This is a genomic window from Nocardia africana NBRC 100379 (assembly GCF_001612635.1).
GTDB lineage: Bacteria > Actinomycetota > Actinomycetes > Mycobacteriales > Mycobacteriaceae > Nocardia > Nocardia africana.
This window is the reverse complement of sequence record NZ_BDAV01000010.1, coordinates 421,124-422,958: the sequence shown is the minus strand read 5'-3', so window position 1 is coordinate 422,958 and position 1,835 is coordinate 421,124. Positions and strand designations below refer to the sequence as shown.

Sequence of the window (1,835 nt, the reverse complement as noted above, 5' to 3'; positions counted from 1 at the left end):
CCCGCAGCACGTTTCGCCTCATCAGCCCGGAACCGATGAGGTTTCGTGCGGCCCTCGGGCGCCGGTCCGGCGTCCGCGGCTCGCGACCGTGAAAGGAAGAAGGAAGAAAGTATGACAGGCACCGACTACACCGCGATCCTCACCCAAATCCTGAGCTTCCTCAGCTCCGGTTCCAGCCTCGCCTACACCCCGAAGTGAATCGCCCGGAAAGGACTATCGACTGATGGATACCGGAAGCTCCGGCCTCGGCAGCATCTTCACCGCCCTCGCGAACCTGCTCTCCACCGGATCGGCGGTGTCGGTGAAGCCGGGCGCTTGATCGCGGTGCGGGCCCGAATCCCGCGGGCCCGCACCATCCCCCGGTGCGGTGGCGCAGTCGCCGCGCCGGACACAGTTCCGCACGAAAGGTAATCCAATGAGCAACCCGTTCGACGATGACGACGCCGAGTTCTACGTCCTGACCAACGATGAAGGCGAGCACTCGTTGTGGCCGGTGTTCGCGGCCGTGCCGAGCGGATGGACGATCGCTCACGGCCCTTGTCTGCGTCAGCTCTGCCTCGACTACGTCGAATCGCATTGGACCGATATGCGCCCGAAGTCGCTCATCGAGGCCATGCGCCTGCAAGCCAACTGAATGCGTCGCGCCGCGGCGTGCCATCCGAACCCCCTGCACCGGCACGTCGCGGCGTTCACGTCCGTCTCGCCTCGGCAACTCCTTACGTCGGACCGCACTGCCTGCTAATATAAGTTGCAACTTATAGAAGGAGGTATGTCATGCCCTTGCTCTCCGATCCCGCCGCCCTCGCCGGTCTCGTCACCCGCGAGGTCCGCACCGGCTCTCGCGACGGCGCGACCACCCGCATCGCCGTCGCCCGCCGCAGCTATCCCACCGATCAGGCCGATCTGTGGGACGCGCTCACCAATGCCGAACGCATTCCGCGCTGGTTCCTGCCGATCAGCGGATCACTGGAGGTCGGCGGCCGCTATCAGCTCGAGGGCAACGCCAACGGTGTGGTCGAACGCTGTGACGCGCCGAAGCACTTCGCCGTCACCTGGGAGATGGGCCCGCAGATCTCGTGGCTGGAGGTCACCCTCGGTCCGGCCGGCGACGGTACCGAACTGAAGCTCGAGCACGAGGCGCCGATCGATCCGGCCATGTGGACGCAGTTCGGCCCCGGTGCGGTCGGAGTCGGCTGGGACCTCGCTCTCCTGGGCCTGGGGATGCATCTGGACAGCGGCGAGCCGGTGGATCCGACCGTGGCGCTCACGCTGCACACCACCCCGGAAGGCCGTACATTCATCCGCACCGCCGCCACGGCGTGGGGTGAGGCCGCGATCGCCGACGGCGACGACCCCGCCGCGGCACGAACCGCCGCCGAACAGACCTTCGCCTTCTACACCACCGAACCAGAGGACACCCCGGAACCTCGATGACCGTTCCACCCGCCCGCATCTTCGATGCGCTGGGCGACCCCGTGCGCCGCCACATCCTCGAACTGCTGGCCGCCGGCGAACACTCCGCCGGCGCGCTGGTCGAGGCGGTCCGCGCCACCGCGACGATCTCCCAGCCCGCGGTGTCGCAACACCTGAAAACCCTGCGCGACACCGGATTGGTCACCGTCCGCGCCGAAGGCACCCGCCGGTACTATCGCCTCGACCCGGACGGTGTGGAGATCGCCAGAACCTGGCTGACCACCTTGCTCGACCCGCTGTATCAGCTGGCGAATCCCCTCGACGCCCTCGCCACCGAGGTCGCCCGCGGCAAGCGCGCGCGGCACGCGGGAGACTCCGCGGCTCCGCCGGGTGGACACGAAAGCGGCTACGCGGCAGGGTGA

General features: G+C 67.8%; 3 protein-coding genes. All 3 read left to right on the top strand.

Going from position 1 to position 1,835, the window contains the following annotated elements:
* Window positions 1–415: 415 nt before the first annotated feature.
* The 3 genes from NA3_RS18770 (at window position 416) to NA3_RS18760 (ending at window position 1,835) form a co-directional block, all read left to right on the top strand.
* A complete protein-coding gene (locus NA3_RS18770) occupies window positions 416–634 on the top strand; it encodes an MbtH family protein (RefSeq protein ID WP_030517136.1) in 219 nt (72 codons plus the stop codon).
* Between the two features lie 140 nt (window positions 635–774).
* Window positions 775–1,434, top strand: coding sequence for an SRPBCC family protein (locus NA3_RS18765; protein ID WP_062964899.1), 660 nt, complete (start codon window positions 775–777; stop codon window positions 1,432–1,434).
* Window positions 1,431–1,835, top strand: coding sequence for an ArsR/SmtB family transcription factor (locus tag NA3_RS18760; RefSeq protein ID WP_062964898.1), 405 nt, complete (start codon window positions 1,431–1,433; stop codon window positions 1,833–1,835). Before NA3_RS18765 ends, NA3_RS18760 begins: the two co-directional genes overlap by 4 nt.

Coding starts and splice junctions, on each gene's coding strand:
- NA3_RS18770 (WP_030517136.1), top strand. CDS start 416: ATGAGCAACCCGTTCGACGATGACGACGCCGAGTTCTACGTCCTGACC.
- NA3_RS18765 (WP_062964899.1), top strand. CDS start 775: ATGCCCTTGCTCTCCGATCCCGCCGCCCTCGCCGGTCTCGTCACCCGC.
- NA3_RS18760 (WP_062964898.1), top strand. CDS start 1,431: ATGACCGTTCCACCCGCCCGCATCTTCGATGCGCTGGGCGACCCCGTG.